Origin of the sequence: Paenibacillus ehimensis NBRC 15659 (assembly GCF_004000785.1) — a bacterium.
Lineage (GTDB): Bacteria > Bacillota > Bacilli > Paenibacillales > NBRC-103111 > Paenibacillus_G > Paenibacillus_G ehimensis.
On sequence record NZ_BILX01000002.1, the window covers coordinates 197,724 to 217,073 of the forward strand.

Sequence of the window (19,350 nt, forward strand, 5' to 3'; positions counted from 1 at the left end):
CCATTTCCCTACTGCTTTTTCTTCAGATGAAGAAAAAGATATCTGCCGCTCTGTTTATTGAATTTGTGAATCAAATTATCCAGCAAGGTCCAAATGCCCTTATCGCCGACGCATGGAACGACTTTGCAGCACAGAACATCAAATTTACCTTCAAGAAATTTGTAGATTTCTTTTTGCGACATTTCTTTCTGAAAACCATAGTTCCAAAGGTTCAGCTTCTCGTACAATTGACGCTGCCACTTAAAAATCGAATACGCATGGGACCATACCATGATGGCTTCCCCGGAGCTTTCCAAACGATCGTACAACGTCTGTAAGCCTGTCTCGTAATTTTGAACATGCTCCAGCACGCTAAACGCCATAATAAAATCATGTTGTTCGGAATGGTCTGTCATCGGAACGTTCAAGTCGTGCTGCTTAAAGCTGACATGGGTGTATGCCGCCAGGTTTTCTTTGGACTTGAGCAGCGCATCCTCCGAATAATCGTATAATGTCACGCTTTCAATACTGGGGTATCGGTGGATTAATTCCAACGTCATATAGCCCCCGCCGGCCCCGAAATCTCCGACTTTTTTAGCCTTATGAAAGTTGACTCCCAAGCTTTCGTATATATTAAATTTTTTCAGCGCCTTGTTATTCCTTACTTTCTCCAGCGCGTAGTTATCTTTTTTCCATACGACATTCCACACCTTCTCCATCCTTGGAACACCCCTCCAATTTTTTCCTATTTGAATTATATCTTTAGTAACAGGAGGTGTATATAGCAAATGTAGTAGATTTATGTCGATTTTGTAATTATATACTTATTTTCATTTATTAGTTAAAATATAGTTTATTGTAAGTGAATTATTTTTAATTAGGCTCGATCTTAGAAAAAAGAAAAATAGCACCACGATGTTAATCATTGAGGACAAAGTTACGTCAAGAGAAAAAGAAAGAGAGTACCTCAACGCGGTACTCTCTCGGGAATACTTGAAGCCTTAGCTCAAGTATTTCTTTTTTTTATCGTCCAAAGGAATCGTGGAAAGATTCATGTTCACGTCTCAATGATTTAAAATATTGTCCTCCAATACGGTGAACTTATCGCCGTATTCTTTAATAATATGGCGCTCTCCCCAGGAGCAAAGCGCATCCAGAATCGGCTTGAGGCTCCATCCGTATTCGCTCAGCTCGTATTCGACCTTGGGCGGCACTTGATGATACGTAATCCGGTTGACGATCCCGTCCGCCTCCAGTTCCCGCAGTTGCTGGGTTAGCATTTTTTGTGTAATGCTGGGCATAATACGCTTAAGATCGCTCGTCCGCTTCTTTCCATGCGTCAAGTGACAGAGAATCACGCACTTCCATTTTCCCCCGATAACTTCCAAGGTCGCTTCCACCGAAATATTATACTTCTTTTTGGTTCCTGTGCTCATGCAAAGTCCTCCAATTGTTATAGGCACTTTTTAGTACCTACCATACTTTGAAGTACGTACTAGCCAAAAACGCTTGCTCCTCTCATAATAGCATATATCGGCCGATGATTACCACGAATAGAGGTGAGAAAACATGCAATTGGATCAAAAACGGAGTACCCTCGCGCTTCTGGCTCTGGCCATCAGCGCCTATGCGATTGGAACTACCGAGTTTATCAGCGTGGGGCTGCTGCCCCTGATCGCCGAAAACCTTCATATATCGGTCACAACGGCAGGACTGACCGTGACGCTGTATGCGCTCGGCGTCACCTTCGGGGCTCCCGTGCTGACCTCACTCACCACGGGAATGTCCCGCAAGTCGCTGCTGATCGCCATCATGATCGTTTTTATCGCCGGCAACAGTCTGGCGGCGGCTTCCGGAAGCATCGGCATCCTGTTGACGGCCCGCGTGCTGTCCGCATTGTCGCACGGCGTATTTATGTCGATTGCATCGACCATCGCCGCCGACCTCGTGCCGGAAAACAAACGGGCGAGTGCGATCTCCATGATGTTCTCAGGCCTGACGGTCGCCATCGTGACTGGCGTGCCGCTCGGTACCTGGATCGGCCAGCAGATGGGCTGGCGGGCGGCTTTCGTCACCATCGCCGTCATCGGCCTGGTCGCGCTGATCGCCAACCTGATCTTGATCCCCGCCTCGCTGCGTAAGGGCGTTCCGACTCCGGTGCGTGAGCAGGTGAAGCTGGTGACGAATGGCAGGCTGCTGCTTGCGTTCGCCATCACGGCTCTCGGGTATGGAGGCACCTTTGTCGTATTTACTTATTTATCCCCATTGCTGCATGAGATAACCGGATTTGCCGAAAGCACGGTAGCGGTTATCCTGCTGATTTACGGCGTTGCGATTGCGATCGGCAACGTCATCGGGGGAAAGGTAGCCAACCGCCGGCCGCTCAAGGCTCTGTTCCTTATGTTCATCCTGCAGGCAATCGTGCTGCTGGTGTTGATGGTGACCGCGCCATTCAAGGTAGCCGGGTTGATCACGATCTTCTTCATGGGCCTGCTGGCCTTCATGAACGTTCCCGGGCTGCAGATTTATGTCGTCATGCTGGCCGAGCGCTTCGCGCCGGGAGCTAAGGATGTCGCTTCCGCCGTCAACATCGCCGCGTTCAATGCGGGCATCGCCATTGGGGCCTATCTGGGTGGTGTGGTCACCGATTCGATGGGATTGATTCATACCACCTGGATCGGCGCTGTCATGGTCTTGGCCGCGGTTTTGCTGACCGGCTGGAGCATGGCACTGGAACGTAAGGGCAGGCCGGTTCGCGCCGTGCAGGCAGAGCCGGCCCGGTCTTGACGGTCGAGCTCTTGTTTCCGCTATCTGGGCATCATCCAAGCAGCCGCGCGCAAAATGGCCAGGGCCGCTACCTGCTCCAACAAGACATCATGTATTCAAATCTACCATTTCTGCTACTGGAGGTTTTATCAATGACAACGCATCTGCAAGCAACTACGACTCTAAATAACGGAAAGGCTATGCCTTGGTTCGGCATCGGCGTATTCAAAGTCGCGGAAGGTCCCGAGCTCGTGGACGCGGTCAAAGCGGCTGTCGCCCATGGCTACCGCAGCATCGACACGGCGGCCATCTATGACAACGAGCACAGCGTAGGCCAGGCTATCCGCGAAGCTCTCCAAGAAACGGGACTTTCCCGCGAAGACCTGTTCGTCACTTCCAAGGTATGGAACGCCGATCTCGGCTATGAAGCGACGCTCGCCGCCTATGAGACCAGCCTGGAGAAGCTCGGGCTGGATTATCTCGATCTGTACCTGATTCACTGGCCGGTGGCCGGCAAATACAAGGACGCTTGGCGTGCGCTCGAAGCACTGTACAAGGCCGGACGCGTTAAAGCGATCGGCGTCAGCAACTTCCAGATTCATCATCTGGAGGACCTGATGAAAGATGCCGAGATCAAGCCGATGGTGAACCAGGTCGAGCTCCATCCACGGCTCAGCCAGCAAGCGCTTCGCGACTTCTGCGCCCGGCATGACATTCAGATCGAGGCATGGTCGCCTCTGATGCAGGGCCAACTGCTGGACAACCCGGTGCTGCAGGAAATCGGCTCCCGTCACGGCAAGTCGGTCGCCCAAGTCATTCTGCGCTGGGATCTGCAGCACGGCATCGTAACGATTCCCAAGTCGACGAAGGCTTCCCGGATTATCGAGAACGCCTCGGTGTTCGACTTCGAGCTGACGAGGGAAGAGATGGCCCGCATCGATGCGCTGAACCAGAACCTGCGGGTTGGGCCGGACCCTGACAATTTTGACTTCTAAGCCTGGCCGGCCATAACGAAGATCGCCAGTTCCCCTCGCAGGGGGCTGGTCCGCCATGGCGGTGGTTGCATGCTTCGCTCCAATCCGAGCCTGGTTTATTCCAAATATGGACTTTTTGGGAAACCTCTACATTTTCTCGTCGGAAATTCATTCCCGATCCTGTAATGGGTCACTTAATGGCTTAACGCGAGTACAAGAACCTCAACTCTGAAAGGTGACCCGCGGGAGGAACACTTTAAAAAAGGTCCCTCCTGCGGGTCAATTGTGTTTTGATCAAAAGTACGAATGGACAGAACGGAGTGGCTAGCGAAATAAGGTATTGTTTTTTGCGAGGAAGCGTTCGAGTATGACACGATGGCTTTTCACCAGTTCGGGAACCTCTTGAAGATCGAAAAATTGAAAAGCCAACGATTCCGCATCGTTAATGGAAGGCGTACCGGTAAAGCTTCTGGTTGCATAAGCAATGGTTACGAATAAAATTCGTCCCCATTCGGAGCCTTGATAAAGTTTTGCGGCCCGGAAAACACATCAATGAGCTCCAAATCCCCGATCGTGATACCTGCTTCCTCGAACAATTCACGGCGAGCCGTATCCTCTGCGGTTTCCCCCAACTCCATGAGACCACCGGGGATTCCCCATGACCCAAGCGGATGTTTGCGCTGTTGAAGCAAGATTCTGTCACGGCTGTCCTGAACAATAACCACAGAGCCGACAAAAATTAAAGGACGATGCCCAACAATGCTTCGCAATTCCTCAATATATCCCATCTCCACGCTCCTGCACACAGATGTAACATTCCAGTATCCATATCTTAGCATAAACTGACTCTTCAAGTCTTTTTTGCCACTGGAGTTAACTGCCCTGCAGCTTTCCAGGTACCTGTCGTAGATTCTACTGTATGCATGCGCAGACGACAGTTTCCAGGTCACCCCATCCATTCCTCAATAAGGTTCAAAGGGAACTTACAATCTGCAACGGCAAGTTATATGATACGCAAAAAGCCCCTAAGACAGGGGCTTTTCAGAGTTTACACAAGGTTATTATTAATTTCGTATGAGATAATCGAATGCGCCTAAGGCTGCATTCGCACCGGATCCCATGGAAATAATGATCTGCTTATAAGGACTATTGGTGCAGTCGCCTGCAGCAAATACACCAGGTACGTTCGTAGCGCCATGACGGTCTACGACGATTTCACCAAAGCGCGTACGCTCAACCGTATCGGCTAACCAATCGGTATTGGGAACAAGACCGATCTGAACAAACACGCCCTGCAATTCGATATGCTGCTCCTCTCCCGAATCGCGGTCGACATAGGTAATCCCGTTGACTTTGTCCGTGCCGGTAATCTCTTTGGTCTGCACGTTCTTGAGCACCGTCACGTTCGGGAGACTGTAGAGCCGCTTCTGCAGGACGGCATCGGCTTTCAGCTCGGGCATGAACTCCAGCACCGTCACGTGCTTCACGATGCCTGCAAGATCGATGGCCGCCTCGATACCGGAATTGCCGCCGCCGATCACGGCTACGTCTTTCCCTGCAAACAAAGGACCGTCACAATGAGGGCAGTAGGCTACGCCTTTGTTCTTGAATTCCGCTTCGCCGGGAACGCCAACATTCCGCCAACGCGCGCCGGTTGAGAGAATAACGGTCTTGCTCTTTAACACAGCCCCGTTCTCGAGTTCGACTTCGATGAGATCTTTCTTTTCCAAACGCTTCGCGCGCTGGAGCTTCATCACGTCAATGCCGTATTCTTTGACATGCTCCTCAAGGCTGGCCACAAGCTTGGGACCTTCAGTGTATTTCACGCTGATGAAGTTCTCGATGCCCATGGTATCCATGACCTGACCGCCGAAACGCTCGGCGACAATCCCGGTACGAATGCCTTTGCGTGCCGCATAGATCGCCGCGCTGGCGCCGGCGGGACCTCCCCCGACGACCAGCACGTCGTACGGCTCCTTGTTCGCAAATTCGGATGCGTCAGGAGCCGTCCCCAGCTTGGCGAGAATCTCTTCAAGCGACATTCGACCGCTGCCGAAAAATTCGCCATTGAGGTAGACGGAAGGCACAGCCATGACGTTTTTGCTCTCAACTTCAGCTTTGTACGCCGCACCGTCGATCATCGTATGCGAGATGCCAGGGTTTAGGACGCTCATGACGTTCAATGCCTGTACGACGTCGGGACAATTGTGACAGCTCAAGCTAACGTAGGTCTCGAAGCGATATTCGCCGCGGATGTTCTTGATCTGATCGATGAGGTGCTGTTCCACCTTGGGTGGTCTTCCGCTCGCTTGCAGCAGTGCAAGCACCAAGGAAGTGAACTCATGTCCTAAGGGGATGCCGGCAAAAGCAATCCCCGTTTCTTCCCCCGCACGGTTCACATGGAAGCTCGGCGTTCGGGACAATTCGGTTCTCTCCACCGTAATTTTGGAAGATAAGCTGGCGATTTCATCCACCAGCTCCAGCATTTCATGGGATACGGCATCGGACCCCGCACTCACCTGGATCTGCACATCGCCTTCCATGAGCTGCAGGTATTGACTTAGTTGTTCTCTAATATCTGCGTCCAGTGCCATAAGTTTTCGCTCCTTAGATCTTTCCTACAAGATCGAGGCTCGGCTTCAGCGTTGCGGAACCTTCCTGCCATTTCGCAGGGCACACTTCGCCCGGATTGTTCCGAACATATTGGGCAGCCTTGATTTTGTTCACCAGAATGCTTGCATCGCGGCCGATGCCGCCTGCATTGATCTCAATCGCTTGGATCACGCCGTCCGGATCGATAATGAACGTACCGCGATCCGCAAGGCCGTCGGCTTCGATCAACACGTCGAAATTGCGGGAAATCGTATGAGAAGGATCGCCAATCATGATATATGTGATTTTGCCGATCGTCTCGGAGCTATCGTGCCATGCTTTATGCGTAAAATGAGTATCCGTGGAGACGGAGTATACTTCGACGCCGAGGCTCTTCAACGTTTCATATTGATTTTGCAGATCTTCAAGCTCCGTCGGGCATACGAACGTGAAGTCGGCCGGGTAGAAGCAAACGACGCTCCACTTCCCTTTGAAGTCGGCTTCCGTAACATCGATAAATTTGCCGTTGTGATAAGCCGATGCTTTGAATGGTTTTACTTCAGTTCCGATAAGAGACATACTGATAGTTCCTCCTTAAATTTGGAATTGAGATTTGGTTTATGTATTAATCATAACGCAGACAGCCGTTTTGATCATGAAGCTACGATGAGGATATTATGAAGGTATGATGAAGATCGTGAAGCTAGACCTGCTCCCTTCGGCTTCATTCTGTCACTCGTCCTGTGGAGCAGAGGGTCATGGCTTGCTTGTTTTTTCCTTCAAGATACTCTCCAGCACATTGTCAATCATCTGGCGATTTGCAATGGCACCTGTATACAGCCAGCTTGAAGTGCGGTCATATTCGAATACGCGCCCGTTTTTGACTGCAGGAATACCGGCCCAAACCGGGTCCTTCAGGATCTCCTCTTTCGTTGCGCCCTTGCTGTTCACAATAAACAGATAGTCAATGTTCATTTGAGCAAGCTTCTCCATCGTAATGGGATTCCAGTTGGCTGTAGCCGTTTCGGAAATTTCCTTAATTTCTTCCGGCACGGTTAGCCCCAGGTCCCGGTACAGAACGTCGCCGCTGGACAGATGCTCGTTAGGCACATAGACCGTTTTCTCGGTTACCCAGAGAACAGCCACGGATTTGGTTCCGATGGCCTGATTTAATTTCTCCTTGGCTTCCTTCACCTTCAAATCGTAGTTCTCCAAAACTTTCTTAGCTTCCTCGCTTTTGTTCAACACCTCGGCCACAGTCATGAATTCCTGCCGCCAGTCATTGTTGACGCCGCTCCCCACGGTGAAGGTCGGAGCAATCTTGGCATATTGGGCGTATTTGTCTCCAGCTACCAGCTCTGCACTATCCATGAGGATTAAGTCCGGAGCAAAGCTCATGACCGATTCGAAGGGAAGATCGCTTGGGATGGTCGGAATCCCGTCCAGCTCCTTCTGGAGGTAGCTTTGCACCGACTTTCCGTTGCCGACGGACCATTGGGCGACCGGCTTCACCCCAAGGGCAACCAGATGATCCTCCAAATAGGACACGACAATCCTCTGGGGGTTTGCCGGTATTTTCACTTCGTGCCCCAGCGCATCCTTCAGCACACGCTCAGCGGCGGGCTTCACTGTTGAAGAAGCATCCGAAAAGGATGCTGACGGAGAAGTGCTGGAGGCTGCGCCGTGATCCGTTGTGTTTGAGCATCCGCTTCCTGCTATTACAGCTCCTAACAGCAGTCCTACCCATGGATATGTACGTTTCCAGTTCATAGGATGCCCTCCCTCCGTTTATTTATGATGGATGTTGCCGCAAGCAGCATCAACCTAACGACAGGTTGACCTGCTATACCAACTGATAACTATAATCATTATCAATTATCCTGTCAATGGATTGTTCGTTGACCCACCGTTACGAAGAATTGCAGGCAAAACTAAACGGCCTCCGTCCCAGGGAATTTCAGGATGAAGGCCGCTGCATTCATTTTATTTTTCCGTCTACATGGCAGGTTGCAATTCAGGGTTTAGCCCAAGCGCCCGCGCTGTTGAAGTATGAATTTCGTGGATCAGCTCTGGGTTTTTCAACAGGGACACGCCATAAGAAGGAATCATTTCTTTTATTTTCGGCTCCCACGCTTTTATATGCTGCGGGAAGCATTTTTTTATGACCTCAAGCATAACGGAAACGGCGGTAGAAGCCCCCGGAGAAGCGCCAAGCAATGCAGCTATCGAGCCATCGGCGGCATTAATCACTTCCGTACCGAATTGAAGCGTTCCTTTGCCGGCAGCCGTATCTTTAATAACTTGCACACGTTGGCCCGCTACCACGATATCCCAATCCTCGCTTTTGGCGTTCGGGATAAACTCGCGTAGCTCTTCCATACGCTGTTCTTTCGATAACATCACTTGCTGGATCAGGTATTTTGTCAAAGGAACGTTTTTGGCGCCTGCCGCCAGCATCGTTACCAGATTATTCGGTTTCACAGAACCGATCAAATCAAACATGGAACCGGTTTTTAAAAACTTTGGCGAGAAGCCGGCAAACGGTCCAAAGAGCAACGATTTTTTATTGTCGATAAATCTTGTGTCAAGATGCGGAACAGACATCGGAGGAGCGCCAACCTTGGCTTTGCCGTATACTTTGGCATGATGCTGCGCTACAACATCCGGATTTTTACACACCATGAATAGTCCGCTTACCGGGAATCCTCCGATATGTTTCCCTTCAGGAATACCGGATTTCTGCAGTAAGGGCAGACTTCCTCCACCGCCGCCGATAAAGACGAATTTTGCCGTATGGCGTTCGATGGTACCGCTATCGACATTCCGCACTTTCAATTCCCACGAGCCGTCGCTAGCGCGTTTAAGATCGTCAACCTGATGTTTGAATTTGATATCGACGTTTTTACTCTTTAAGTGGTCAAACAATATGCGCGTTAAAGCGCCAAAGTTGACATCCGTTCCAGAGTCGATTTTTGTTGCCGCTATAGGTTCGTTCGATGTCCGGCCTTTCATAATAAGCGGAATCCATTCCATCAGCTTTGCCGGGTCGTCGGAAAACTCCATCCCTTGAAACAGAGGATTGTTAGACAGCGCTTCGAAACGTTTTTTTAGAAACGTTACATCTTGCTCCCCTTGTACTAAGCTCAAATGAGGCAGCGGCATGATGAATTCCTGCGGATTACGTATCAGATTGCTGTTTACCAGATAAGACCAGAACTGTCTTGAAACCTGATACTCTTCATTAATTTTTATAGCTTTGCTAATATCTATGGATCCGTCCGGTTTTTCGACGGTGTAGTTAAGCTCGCACAGTGCCGCATGCCCCGTTCCGGCATTGTTCCATTCGTTAGAGCTTTCCTCTCCTGCGTTTTCGAGCTTCTCAAACACTGTAATTTCCCAGTCCGGCACTAATTCCTTCAGCAGCGTTCCCAAAGTCGCACTCATGATTCCGGCACCAATTAAGATAACGTCTGTTTTGGTTTGTCTGTTACTCATTTTTACCGTCCTTACGCGCTATTATTTGAAGAAAAGATGTAGGCACTCTTGCTTTAAGCTCCACAGCAAGCTAGGGCGCGACCTAGTCACACCCTTTTCTGAACCAATTATAATAAACCTAACCATCGCGTATCGCTATTAAATATAGATTAAGATATCTACTATTATATGATAGTTAGCTGCTATTTAAAAGCCGGAAAATTTAAGTGAGACATACGGTTGCCGTGAAGAATCGGGAATCCGCCCACAAAACCATAGGAATACTCAAAAAAACAAGGCTTTAGCCCAGCTGCTTGCAAGGGTTCACCACTCTTACTATAAATGGCAAGTTTTCACTGAACGACAAGAGGCCACCAAAATGGCGGCCCTAAGATTGGAATTATGCCTTTCTTCTAATACTTTTCGACTCATCCGAGACGTCTGTCCCTTCCGGCAGCTCTTTGTCTTCACGACGGGTTAAATGTGATCCTGTATAGGGTGGTTCCATCCGTATTTTGTTGAAAGCAGTACAGCATCTGGCTGTCTTTGCTCCATAGGAGCTTATCTATAAATTGGTTTGATTCTTTATAAATCACTTCATGACTGATGATTTTTTTATTGTTGAGATGGACGGCATGAACTTCAACTCCGTATCCTCCCACATTGTTTTTCAGAATGCTGTAAGCTAATTTCTTGCCATCCTGCGATACACTGATATGGATTAATTTCTGGTTATTCAAATCGATAAACGGCTCAAGTGAATTCGTTGCCGCATCGTAAAGAAAGATGCCAAGCTGATCCTCGAACAAGCCTACGGCTGCAGTATTGGTGTTGTCGATGGGAACCAAGTTAAAAATTTGCCCTTTTAATGTGCTGCTCCATTGTTTTCCTGTTTCCAAGTCGACCAATAACAGATTGGCATTGCTAACATCAGAGTACAAACATACCGTTTGGCCATCGTTTAATACATAAAAACTTAGAGAGGTTTTGGGGTGCTTTCCGGCATATTCCGTAAGGTTCAGTAAGTTTTCCCGCTGCCCGGTTTTTATATTCTGAACGAACAAGTAATCGTCCATGCCTACGAATCGAAGACTGTCGGGCAGCCATGTTGCCGCAAATGTTCCGTTAAACGTATATCGTTTGCTGTTCGTCGTGGCCTCATACACATAGGTTGCACCGGGCCGATCTTCCATACCCATGTAAGAAACCAGTATCATTTTGCCGTCAGCAGAAACGCTGATTTTACTGTCCTTTACTCCGTTTTGTTGATCGAACTCATGGGTCAACTGGTTTTTGGACATGTCGTAGATGCCGGTTTGAACCGAATGTTTAACTTCCCGGCTCGAACTCGTAAAAGCGAGTGAATTCATGTTCAGGAGATCGCTCTCCAGTAAGTTGAACGGTATGGTGAACTTTACAATTCTGCTAACGGCAAAAGGGTTTTCCCCATGATTGGACGATGGCCTCTGAAAAAGCTCCTTATCCAATGTTGTCAGATAGGAAGCTTTGCCTCTGAAGGACAGGCTGCTCAACAGATGAAATCCCGCTATAAATACACCTAAGATCAGAGCTAAAGTGATAAAGCTTCTGAACGATTTCATGAAACCACACTTCCGAACCGCAAAATGACCTCAGTTCCCTGATTCCATCTGCTTATAATCTCGATTTGACCATGGTGCCTTTCGACGATCTCCTTCACAATCGTCAGTCCAAGTCCCGAGCTGCCTAATTCTCTTGAAACCTTTTGGGAGACCCTGTAAAATGGGTCAAATACCTTCTCAATACTTTCCTCGGGAATTCCCGTTCCTTGATCCTTCACTGTAATAATCACGTCGTTTTGCTCCCGATAGCAAAGGACATGAACGGTCGAATTCACATCCCCATATTTAATGGAATTGTCGATGAGATTAATCAGTACTTCCTTCAACCGGCCCTGATCTCCCTGCAAATAGATATTTCCCTGTACATGACACGTTATGGATATGTTATATTTTTTTCCTTTGATCGTCATTTCTTCGCAAGTTTCCCGGATTAGCTCGCTCATATTCACATCGGTAAAATCGTAGCTGAACTTCTTGGACGAAGCTTTGGACAACTCGATCAGTTCGATGACCATGTTATTTAATCGATTGCTTTCATTGATAATGGATGCAAGTCCTTTTCTGGTGAATTCATCGTCTTTAATGCCCAAATCTTCAATGGCCTGGGCATACCCGGAGATGGTGGTCAGCGGCGTTTTTAGCTCATGGGTCACATTATCGAAAAACGATTTATTCTGCTTCTGCATTTCTTCGAGCTTGTCTCTATCCTGTTTAATAATGTCGATCTGTTCTCTGATTTTACGAACCATCATCTTAAATCTGGAGCTCAGATGTCCGATTTCATCCGTCAACGCAATATCAATATCGACATCGAAATTCCCTTTTGCAACCTCTTCGGAGGCTTCCGTAAGCTTCATAATGGGTTTGGTGATTTGCCTGGAAAAAATGTAAGAGGTAACGAATATCATAACGAAAATGATCGTGGCAAAAAGACTGATGATACGTTTGAACCTTTGATTATAGTCATATAATTCCGTGTAATCTTTGTAGTATCGGACAATGCCGATGCCGGATTCCTTAATCGGGTAAGACAAGCTCACCACCACTTTATTCCCTATAAAATTCGTTGTATAGGAAATCTCGCCTTTTATCGCCCTTTCCAAATCTTCGGAATCGTCAAGAGCGGCTATCGGCGCCGAATTGGATGACAGTTTTTGTCCCTTCCGGTCGTAAATATCTACCGTGCTTCCCACCTGTGCGGTTAACTGTTTGGATATATTTTCAGCGTCGGCCATGATCGACGTCTCGCTGCTGTCCATATTATTAAACAACAAATACTGGCTCAAATAGATATCAAGATTTTTCTTGGCTTCCATCATATCCGCTTTTATGACACGCTTCGTATTTTGTTCCGTCGTATAATAAGCGGCGAACGTAAGCCCGGAAAGTCCTACAAACAGGACAATCAAAACATAAATTAAGATTTTTAACCGAATCGAAAATTTCATCGCGGTTCCTTCTCAGCCAAGCTTGTATCCGACGCCGAATATGGTTTCAATGACGGATGAGTGTTTATCTTCATCCAGCTTCTTCCTGATCCTTCGAACATGGATATCCACCGTTCTGCCGTCGCCTATGTACTCATAACCCCAGACTTGATCCAAAAGCTCTTCCCTTGTTGCTACCCTTCCGCGACGCTCTGCCAAATAGACCAGCAGTTCATATTCCTTATTGGTAAATTCGATTTTCGTTCCGTTTTTATAGATCTCGCGTCTTTCTTTAAAAATCTCGATTTCGTCCCCGATTTTCATCGCTTTATGCTCACGGTGATCGGCCTTGGCTTCGGAAATTAAATCGATCCTTCGGAAGATCGTTTTGATTCTTACAATCACTTCCCTGATGTTAAAGGGCTTCGTGATATAATCGTCCGCACCAAGCTCCATACCGAGTATTTTATCGATATCGTCCGATTTTGCGGTAATCATAATAATGGGAATGATGTAATTGGCGGAAATTCGCTTGCATACTTCAAACCCGTCCATGTCCGGCATCATCAAATCAAGCAATATAAGATCAGGGGCAAATTCTTGTACGAATTGCAGTCCTTGATTTCCGCAATGGGCCACTCTGGTTTGAAAGCCTTCATTGTTCAGGTAATGCGAGAGTATATCCGATATGTTCTCCTCGTCCTCAATAATCAGTATCTTTCGATTCCCCACCGGTTTCCCTCCTGCACCCAATACAAGGTCCTTTCGACTATTATATCATCTATGTAGATAGACGTTTTAAACCTAAAAAGAGGAGCTTGCCGCCCCTCTATAGTATTGGTTCAAGATGATGCTGTGCAGCCTATTGGACTTCCTGCAAGCTGATTTCTTTCGTTTCGAACAAGCTGCCGTCGTTCTCGACATTCTTAAATTCGTATACGTAAGTGTATAATAGGCTGTTCGTGCCGTTTTTCTCCTGATAAATTTCACCTTGCACCGGCAATCCGCTTTCATCCAGGAATATCGATTCCGTATAGGTCGTTTTAAATGCTTTCGAATGATCGGTTCTGGACAGCTTTTTCAGCTTCTTCCCGTCCGAAGTCGGTACCATTCCCTCATCCGTCCAGCCTTCACGCCGCGTCCCCTCTTTGTATTCATTGATATATTCTTGCTTTTCGGTTACCAATAAGTCCGACATACTCTTATCCGAATCTTTTGCCGTTATTGCAGATCCCATGAGGTTGCCCTCCGTGTCCCGTCCGACCTTAATATACCTTTTGCCGTTGTCCAACACATAACCGCCGCCGATTCTTTGCATGGCCTCCGTTCCTTTAACAGGTTCCAAATAATCAAGCCGTTCATTATGGGTTACGGGATCGGCCCATGTTTCATATACGGCAGCTGTGCTTCCGTCCGGGTTAAATAAAGTTCTCTTCGCATACTCGATGGCTGTGCTTGCGGTTTGGGTATTGCCACCAGTCGTATGTTCCGCGGCGAAAGCCGATGCCGAACCGATTGCCATCATGGCAATGATCGTAGGAATAAGTACTTTTTTCATGTTCAAAAACTCCTTTTATGGAAAGATTTTTATGATGATCATCATGCTCTTATTGTATAAAACGGTTGTTTCCATCGTTCGTTAGGTTGTTTCCAACTTGTAAACTCTTTGTTTCCGGATTGAACCGTTCACGCGTCCTGTTTGTTGCTCTGAGTCAAAAAAGCTCTCCGAAGCCCGCTTGTACGCGAGAATCGAAGAGCTTTTCTTACGGGCCTTTCAGAGCATGCTCGATTCGCTTATCTGGCACAAACCAGATGACGGCAGCGAGTACGAAAAAGAAGCACGATATCCAAGGACTCACATGGGCGGTCAAGGCCGTTTGCCCATCCTTAAGCATGCTCTCCCTCCGTTCCATAAAGCTGTTTTAAAATTTAAGATGTAATCTTTATAAGTTTTATGGAAGAATAGGTTTCATCGTTAAAGACCGCAGGCGAATCACAATTATATCCTAGCCAATATTGCCCATGAAGCTCCATCACCAATACGTCCCCGCAACGGTAAAATGAATGAGTAGGCCCATCTTCTTTGGGGCTAATATAGTATCCATGAAGCCACACTTCTTCAATCGGCTGATCAAACAACGTCTGGATATTATCGATTTTTCCTTCTACCGTATAAAGATGTTTGCAGCCAAAAACAACCTCCTGCAAGCAAAAGCTTTTCAAAAAATGATATAAAGAGTCATTTACGATGATGTGTCCTTCTACATTGTCATCCCAAAGCAGGCATTCATCACAGTAGACAGGAGAATGGTTGTTGCCGGCCTCCACTTGACAAGTCCAGTTTGCTTGATTTTCCTCAAGAAACGTGACCTTATTCTTATCCTTTCTCAGTCGCTCCACCGAATACAGGCAATCCTGATGTTGAAATATCTCCGGGGAGTTCTCAAGGTGGCCATCCGAGCCATCTTTCCAGCGCCCGGCAAACGCATATAACTCACGCAACGCCTCGGGCAGATATGCCGGAATCTCGTCCTCAGGCACACCGTAGGAGCTATCATAACTTCCGTACCAGCTAATTAGAAAAGCCTTTAAATCATCCAGTTGATCGGTATCTTTCAGGAGCATGGTAATTCCCCCCAGGTCTAACAATTAAGATCTCCATGATTCAGCTATCTTTTCCGTCAGCGTAATGAAGCTCCCATGAAGTTACGGAAAATAAGCTGGGCATTGATGATGCGAAACATCTCCCTCCTCAATCAATCGACCAGAAGTGATCTCCTCAACCTCCATACGCCAGTCATACTCAATGCCTGACGTCTTTTCGATCAACCGCTTATCGACGGAAGGATTTCTTCGATAGAGCGTATCCCGTTCCACCAGACTCAGTATTTCCAAGCTGCCGCCGATGCAGTGTTCATTCAAGTCAAAATGCTCCGCGCACCAATGCAGCATTAGTTTATCTTTTATCGCCTGGATCTTGTGCATTTTTCTGCTTATTACGAAGTGCTGTCAATCTTTCTTGGTATTCGTTCCCGTAAATATCCTGAATGATCTCTTTATCGTAATCCATACCTTCAATCGGCTACTCCTTTTTAGTACGGTTTCGCAATAATAGGCCTGCGTTTATTTTAATACGATTTCGTAGTAATATCAATAACGAATTGTGTTCTCATGAGGAGTGACACCATACGTGATGGGACGTTAGACTAGCGGCTAAAATTCATTATTGACAGCACTTCATACTCAATGTTAAATTGATCTTCAGTAATTACTACGAAATCGTAGTAATAATCATTGGAGGTGTATGGCTATGGACTGGAATAGTATTGCCTTGATGACGGCCGGAGTTATCGGCGGCGGTACGGCAGTGGCTCACGGCATTCTGATGCAGCGATTGATAATCAAGCCGATCGAGGCGGTTTTTGTGGCGGATGGGCGGATATCTGCGCAGCTGCAAAAGCTCGTGACGTTGCTTCTGCAATTCACCACCTTCAACTGGTTGCTCAGCGGGCTCACTTTGATCGCCGCCGCAATCTGGTTCGGGCAGGATGCAAGGCTCGCGACGGGCCTGCTTGCTGGCAGCTCTTTTCTGTATGGTTCCATCATCTCTCTTTGGGTAATGCGCCGCCCTCATCCTAGCTGGATCTTGATGGCCGTTGCGCTCATTCTGACCGTCTTGGGGCTGACACTACGCTAGACTCCAGTACAACCACCCTATCGTATTGAGGTAAGACAGATGACTCAAGAACATCGTGCTTGGGCGGACCACCGCCGCCAAACAGGTACCGCCCCAAGCCATGGAAAGAACGGCAAATGTTGTGTACTGATGAGGATTTTTGTTCGCGGCGCTCCACGTTTATTGACTTGCGGGGGGGAAGCTCGGACTGCCGATTGACGGTAACATCTACAAGAACCTGCCACTGCTGATTATCGATATCATTGCCGTCCCGATGTGCCTCTTGCCTCCGCCACCGGCTTTCTTTCGTCCATCCTTGGGGAGACCGTAATAAGAGTCCCTACCTTCGGATGCAAATAGTCCGACAAAGGCAATCCCAAAATAGAAGGACACCCGCATAAAGGTGCCCTCCAAAAATTTCAACGTCTTGTAGTTTTCTTCGGCTACTCTTTACCAAGAAAGCCTTTCTTGAAAATACCCAGCAAATACTCAAGTGTTATCGGATCACTATAACTAGAGGCTTTAGTATCGATCTCAATGATACGATTGTTCTTGACGGCCGGGATATTCCTCCATAGTTCCGAATCCATGAACGATTTATCACCCTCCAGGTTCCTGCTAAGAACAATGTAATCGCCTGCATATTCCGGCAGAACTTCTTGAGAGAGCATGTGGTAGCCGGGCCCAAGTGCATCTTTCTTGACACGCTCTGGCATATGTAACCCCATCGCTTGATACAGAATCTCTGTGCCGCGCGCCCATTTATCCCCAAATACATAAAAGGTTTTCGTATCCGTCTCAAGCACCGACACGGTGAAGTTATCGCCGAGCCTGGATTTGATTTCCTTGCCTGCCGCTTCCGCACGCTGCTTGAAATCGTCGATCCACGCTTGCGCTTCCTTTTCTTTGTTAAGCAGCTTTCCGATCTCCAGCTGTTGTGCCAAATAATCCCGTTTGCCCCACGTATAAGCAACGGTAGGCGCAATTTTACTTAGCTCGGCGTTGTTTTTCATTTCGGTGCCCACAATGATCAGATCCGGATTCAGCGCCGTGATTTTCTCTAAGCTCTCGTCCGACACGACCTCAATGCCCTCCAGCTTCTTCGTAAACAAAGGGTTCTTCTGCGTCCATTGATCCACTCCGACCAATGTCCCGCCAAGCGCGAGCACATTCGGCGCATACGTCAAGGCTACAATCCGCTTCGGATTCGCCGGAACCTCCACAGGACCCGATTCGGATTGATACGTTACCTTTCCAAGCTCCTTGGAGTCTGCGACCGGTGCGGCGGCATTCTTAGTATATGCGCTCTCCTTATTGCTGGCTTGGCTGCCGCATGCGCTGGATATGACCATCAACAGCAGGATGATGGGGATTAACAGCTTGTTATTCATGTTCGGCTCTCCTTGTGTTGGATTGCAGAAAGCAAAAATTGATAATGATTATCAATATCATTTTCTATTTATACAATATAATCACATCGAAATCTTGTCAAATAATTTCGTTTTCAATCATTATGGCTGACTTCCCTGTCGGCCAGTTTCTTTTCTAATCATGTGTACCACCACTTGTGATACGGTATGTTGAAACTGCTAACGGATGCGAAGCGACTTTTATCTGTTTACATTTACGCTCTTTTGCGCTGAAGCGCCTGAAGCAACATGTTACGGGTACATGGAATTGAATCAGGATGGCAATATGATCACGCTCTACCATAGGTACGGTGAGCGCCCCCCCCCCGTATGCTTTCGAGATATGATGAATTTCCGAATCTGAAGAGCGATTTCGCTTTTTCCAACCTCGCATAAAATGATCTTCAAGGGATGTGGGATAAGTGGTTTCCAAACAATGGGCGGAAAAAAATGAACAATCGGGAGGTAGAAGATGGACAAACGGGCTCAAGACGCAAGGGGAATGAAAAGAGGGGCAATGTTAACCGCTCTACTCATCGGTGCATTTGTCGCGTTTCTTAACGAAAATTTACTTACCAATGCGTTTCCTGGATTGAAGAGGGAATTTAACGTTGCTGCTTCGACCATACAATGGTTATGAAGCAGCTTGACTCCGTATTTCAACATCGTCATTTTCGCTTTCGGGCGACCACCGCTAACCGACCGTTTTCGGTCGAGTACTCACACGTAGACAGTACAATAAGCTTGTCGCCATACCGGGCTGTCACGCCCGTGTCGTAAAGAGCGAGTTTTTTGATGTTCTGAACATACGAATCGAACTCGGCGGGCGTACTTACCTTCTCAATCTGGTAGTATTTAAAAACGTCGTCCGATTTACGATAAACTTTTGACAGAATGACGGCGACAATCTCATACTCTTCCTTTTCGTAAAGCGTACTGAACTGGAACGTAGCATGCTCCTTATAGAAGCTTTCTTTCTTGTACTTCATCAAATCTTTAAACATCCAGCCGTTTTTCATGTGATGACCGTGAATCAGCAAAATGCCCGAACCGTTGATCCGGCTGTGCGCGTCCAAAAAGGGGAGACCGCCTTTGTTTTCCTTTTTATCGAAATCATGATTGAGATAGTACTGCTCATCCTGTGGATTCTGCATGACCGGGTACTCAATTCGGGTGCCGTCCATCTTCAGCCAACCGACGATGTCCGGGTTTCTCTCGTAAAGCTCTTGAAATTCGGAAAGCATGGCCGGCTCATCCGCCTTGGTGATCAAAGAGGAGGGGAGTACCTCCCCTCCGCCTTTGTCCGACTCTTCCTCCCAAACTTTTGTCAGTTCTTCGATTTTCTGTTGCTCAGCATAATCCCGCAGGAGAGTTCTCGCAATTTCGACGAGAGAAAACACTAACAGAATTAAGGAAATGGCGATAAGAAATTTTTTGGTTTTACTCATTTTC

At 47.7% G+C, this 19,350-nt stretch carries 19 protein-coding genes and 1 pseudogene; 4 read left to right on the forward strand and 16 right to left on the reverse strand.

Features of this window, described 5'->3' with window-relative positions; translation table 11 throughout:
- Window positions 1-8: 8 nt before the first annotated feature.
- Both PEH01S_RS02085 and PEH01S_RS02090 read right to left on the reverse strand, forming a co-directional pair.
- The gene (locus PEH01S_RS02085) at window positions 9-698 is read right to left on the reverse strand and encodes a class I SAM-dependent methyltransferase (protein ID WP_025844566.1); all 690 of its coding nucleotides are present in this window, start codon (window positions 696-698) and stop codon (window positions 9-11) included.
- 345 nt (window positions 699-1,043) lie between these two features.
- Window positions 1,044-1,415, reverse strand: coding sequence for a winged helix-turn-helix transcriptional regulator (locus PEH01S_RS02090; protein WP_025844564.1), 372 nt, complete (start codon window positions 1,413-1,415; stop codon window positions 1,044-1,046).
- A 133-nt stretch (window positions 1,416-1,548) separates the two neighbouring features.
- Here PEH01S_RS02090 and PEH01S_RS02095 point away from each other — a divergent pair, with 133 nt between their 5' ends.
- Both PEH01S_RS02095 and PEH01S_RS02100 read left to right on the forward strand, forming a co-directional pair.
- Window positions 1,549-2,766, forward strand: a complete 1,218-nt coding sequence (locus PEH01S_RS02095; protein ID WP_127483765.1) for an MFS transporter — start codon at window positions 1,549-1,551, stop codon at window positions 2,764-2,766.
- Window positions 2,767-2,897: 131 nt separating this feature from the next.
- Window positions 2,898-3,740, forward strand: coding sequence for an aldo/keto reductase (locus PEH01S_RS02100; protein ID WP_025844560.1), 843 nt, complete (start codon window positions 2,898-2,900; stop codon window positions 3,738-3,740).
- Window positions 3,741-4,207: 467 nt separating this feature from the next.
- On the opposite strand, the gene PEH01S_RS35980 is transcribed toward PEH01S_RS02100, so the two are convergent.
- From PEH01S_RS35980 to PEH01S_RS02155, 12 genes and pseudogenes are all read right to left on the reverse strand, one after another.
- A complete protein-coding gene (locus PEH01S_RS35980) occupies window positions 4,208-4,507 on the reverse strand; it encodes an NUDIX hydrolase (RefSeq protein WP_307720061.1) in 300 nt (99 codons plus the stop codon).
- 276 nt (window positions 4,508-4,783) lie between these two features.
- Entirely contained in the window at window positions 4,784-6,313 is a 1,530-nt protein-coding gene (gene ahpF / locus PEH01S_RS02110) for an alkyl hydroperoxide reductase subunit F (RefSeq protein WP_025844556.1), read from the reverse strand.
- Window positions 6,314-6,326: 13 nt separating this feature from the next.
- A complete protein-coding gene (ahpC, locus tag PEH01S_RS02115; protein ID WP_025844555.1) occupies window positions 6,327-6,890 on the reverse strand; it encodes an alkyl hydroperoxide reductase subunit C in 564 nt (187 codons plus the stop codon).
- A 177-nt stretch (window positions 6,891-7,067) separates the two neighbouring features.
- Window positions 7,068-8,081 carry an ABC transporter substrate-binding protein gene (locus tag PEH01S_RS02120; protein WP_127483766.1) on the reverse strand — a complete coding sequence of 338 codons (1,014 nt, stop codon included), beginning with the start codon at window positions 8,079-8,081 and terminating at the stop codon, window positions 7,068-7,070.
- A 225-nt stretch (window positions 8,082-8,306) separates the two neighbouring features.
- Window positions 8,307-9,806, reverse strand: a complete 1,500-nt coding sequence (locus PEH01S_RS02125; RefSeq protein ID WP_025844551.1) for a malate:quinone oxidoreductase — start codon at window positions 9,804-9,806, stop codon at window positions 8,307-8,309.
- A 446-nt stretch (window positions 9,807-10,252) separates the two neighbouring features.
- Window positions 10,253-11,386, reverse strand: coding sequence for a hypothetical protein (locus PEH01S_RS02130; protein ID WP_127483767.1), 1,134 nt, complete (start codon window positions 11,384-11,386; stop codon window positions 10,253-10,255).
- Window positions 11,383-12,834 (reverse strand): sensor histidine kinase, encoded by a 1,452-nt coding sequence (locus PEH01S_RS02135; RefSeq protein WP_127483768.1) that lies wholly within the window; start codon window positions 12,832-12,834, stop codon window positions 11,383-11,385. Before PEH01S_RS02135 ends, PEH01S_RS02130 begins: the two co-directional genes overlap by 4 nt.
- Before the next feature lie 12 nt (window positions 12,835-12,846).
- Window positions 12,847-13,545: a response regulator transcription factor gene (locus PEH01S_RS02140; RefSeq protein ID WP_127483769.1), complete on the reverse strand. Its 699-nt coding sequence runs from the start codon at window positions 13,543-13,545 to the stop codon at window positions 12,847-12,849.
- Between the two features lie 130 nt (window positions 13,546-13,675).
- Window positions 13,676-14,371: an acid shock protein gene (locus tag PEH01S_RS02145; protein WP_127483770.1), complete on the reverse strand. Its 696-nt coding sequence runs from the start codon at window positions 14,369-14,371 to the stop codon at window positions 13,676-13,678.
- Between the two features lie 205 nt (window positions 14,372-14,576).
- Window positions 14,577-14,684, reverse strand: a pseudogene (locus PEH01S_RS36280) (TMEM175 family protein); the annotation flags it as partial.
- A 58-nt stretch (window positions 14,685-14,742) separates the two neighbouring features.
- Window positions 14,743-15,438, reverse strand: coding sequence for a hypothetical protein (locus PEH01S_RS02150; protein WP_127483771.1), 696 nt, complete (start codon window positions 15,436-15,438; stop codon window positions 14,743-14,745).
- 81 nt (window positions 15,439-15,519) lie between these two features.
- A complete protein-coding gene (locus PEH01S_RS02155) occupies window positions 15,520-15,735 on the reverse strand; it encodes a hypothetical protein (RefSeq protein WP_127483772.1) in 216 nt (71 codons plus the stop codon).
- A 388-nt stretch (window positions 15,736-16,123) separates the two neighbouring features.
- On the opposite strand from PEH01S_RS02155, the gene PEH01S_RS02160 reads away from it, so the two are divergent.
- The gene (locus PEH01S_RS02160) at window positions 16,124-16,510 is read left to right on the forward strand and encodes a hypothetical protein (protein WP_127483773.1); all 387 of its coding nucleotides are present in this window, start codon (window positions 16,124-16,126) and stop codon (window positions 16,508-16,510) included.
- Between the two features lie 422 nt (window positions 16,511-16,932).
- Here the strand turns inward: PEH01S_RS02160 and PEH01S_RS02165 are convergent, their stop codons facing one another.
- A complete protein-coding gene (locus tag PEH01S_RS02165; RefSeq protein ID WP_025844539.1) occupies window positions 16,933-17,880 on the reverse strand; it encodes an iron-hydroxamate ABC transporter substrate-binding protein in 948 nt (315 codons plus the stop codon).
- 490 nt (window positions 17,881-18,370) lie between these two features.
- On the opposite strand from PEH01S_RS02165, the gene PEH01S_RS02170 reads away from it, so the two are divergent.
- A complete protein-coding gene (locus tag PEH01S_RS02170) occupies window positions 18,371-18,538 on the forward strand; it encodes a hypothetical protein (protein ID WP_407669406.1) in 168 nt (55 codons plus the stop codon).
- Between the two features lie 28 nt (window positions 18,539-18,566).
- On the opposite strand, the gene srtB is transcribed toward PEH01S_RS02170, so the two are convergent.
- Window positions 18,567-19,346, reverse strand: a complete 780-nt coding sequence (srtB, locus tag PEH01S_RS02175; protein ID WP_127483774.1) for a class B sortase — start codon at window positions 19,344-19,346, stop codon at window positions 18,567-18,569.
- Between the last annotated feature and the right edge of the window lie 4 nt (window positions 19,347-19,350).